Genomic DNA, 1,783 nt, shown 5'->3' on the forward strand with positions numbered 1-1,783 from the left:
ACGGGCGCGAGCAAATGGACGGATCGAGAATGTCCGAGTTACTGTAATCGGTATCTCTAACGATCTCAAATTCAAAGATAACCTCCGTCAGAAAGTCAAATCAAGTCTTGCTCAGCAGGAACTTCTCTTTCCACCGTACGACGCGAATCAACTCCGTGAAATTTTGTACGCTCGCTCAGACCAAGCCTTTCAGGATGATGTTCTCTCTGATGGTGTCATCCCACTTTGTGCTGCGTTCGCTGCTCAAGATATTGGCGACGCACGGCAGGCGTTGACGCTCCTCCGAGAAGCTGGCAACATCGCAAAAAAAGAAGATGCAACGGAGGTCACCGAAGACCACGTCCAAACCGCTCAGGATGAACTTGAGCAAGACCTCATCACGACAAGTGTCTCCAAACTAACGACGCAAGGAAAACTTGTGCTGGCAGCTACGCTATCACTCCATCTTGAGGATAAGACACCTGCTCGGAACAAGGATGTTTACACCCGGTACCAACGGTACGCTTCTCTTGCAGATGCAGAACCCGTTAGTCAACGTCGACTCCGTGATCATCTCGGCGACCTCTCGATGCAAACACTCCTTGATGAGCGAACTAGAAACACTGGTAGACAAGAGGGACGGTACAAGGAGTACTCTGTGTCGATCGATGCTCATTCGGTCGTATCTCATCTCCGTGCTGATGGGAGAATGGAGCCTGTGATCGTGGATCTCCAGAAGCGACTTTAACGCTGTTTTCAGCGGAAGTGATGGGGGGTGTCCGTTTAAATACTATCTCTTCATCGGAAACTACGGAAACTACGGAACCAATGGTGTGACGTGCGTCAGACGTGCCGATGTCTTTCGATTTCGACCTCTGATTCCGTAGAAAGCTGCCAGATCGGAATATGCCGAATTCTCCCGCATAGAGTCTTGAGATGGCCGTCTACTTCGGAAATAGTGGGGGGTGTCAATGGAGTTCTGCACTCATTCCTATCTTATCGCTCGCGAAGTTCAACCACCTTGTCGGCAACTGCGTCAGGATGATCCATTACGAACTGAAGGATTGCTTCGTGTATCTCACGCTTCTCATCATTCCGGATACCGTACTCTCTAAGCGCTTGTTTTACGTCGAACTGAATGAAGTCCTCAAACTCGTCGTGGGTAGTTCGCCGTGGGTATATCTGAGCTTGTACCGACTCAGAAAAGGGGAAACCAGGATTACTGTCTTCGAGCGCTCCAGGAGTACTTGGCCTTACTTCTTGATTGGATTCCTGTTCTGGCCCATCGATGTCTGGCTGTTTACTCACCTCTGATTCACGTTCGAGGCTTTCATCTTCCTCTTTGGAATCAACGTCAGACTCTATGTCTTCGTCTTTGACCGTCACCTCGTCCCGTACCTCTTCAGAGGTGTCCGTAGTTTCAGACTCGGCTGTATCGGATTCCTGCTCTTCGCCTTTGTCTTTGTCTTCGACTTCCGCGAGTTCTTCATCCAACCCAGCAAAGCGGTCGGTGTAGTCTCCCATTAGCGACGCACCTCTCCGTGTTCAACGATGCTTGCGAGTTCTTCGAATGACGAGAGAATCGAATCTTCTGGTGCGTAGTCTCGAAGCGGTTTGTGGTCCCCAATTGCACGTGAAAGTGACTCTGAGTGGCGAATACCTGGCTTCGGGAGTGAACCATCCCATTCCCCGGAATCGATTTTTTCCAGGTCAGCTGGAGAAATATACGCGAAGTTCGGGACCTTCGCAGCGAGATGTTCGCGCGTCACCAGCGACTCGATCAGTTCTCGGTCAAGGGTTTGCT

1 protein-coding gene and 2 pseudogenes are annotated in these 1,783 nt (G+C 50.5%); 1 reads left to right on the forward strand and 2 read right to left on the reverse strand.

Features of this window, described 5'->3' with window-relative positions; all coding sequences use genetic code 11:
- Positions 1 to 727, forward strand: a pseudogene (locus AUR66_RS15935) (cell division control protein Cdc6); the annotation flags it as partial.
- Positions 728 to 975: 248 nt separating this feature from the next.
- Here AUR66_RS15935 and AUR66_RS15940 read toward each other — a convergent pair.
- Positions 976 to 1,503 carry a hypothetical protein gene (locus AUR66_RS15940; protein ID WP_058573233.1) on the reverse strand — a complete coding sequence of 176 codons (528 nt, stop codon included), beginning with the start codon at positions 1,501 to 1,503 and terminating at the stop codon, positions 976 to 978.
- Positions 1,503 to 1,783: pseudogene (locus AUR66_RS22820) on the reverse strand (ParA family protein); the annotation flags it as partial. The pseudogene AUR66_RS22820 and the gene AUR66_RS15940, both read right to left, overlap by 1 nt.

The organism is Haloferax profundi, assembly GCF_001469865.1.
Taxonomy (GTDB): Archaea; Halobacteriota; Halobacteria; order Halobacteriales; family Haloferacaceae; genus Haloferax; species Haloferax profundi.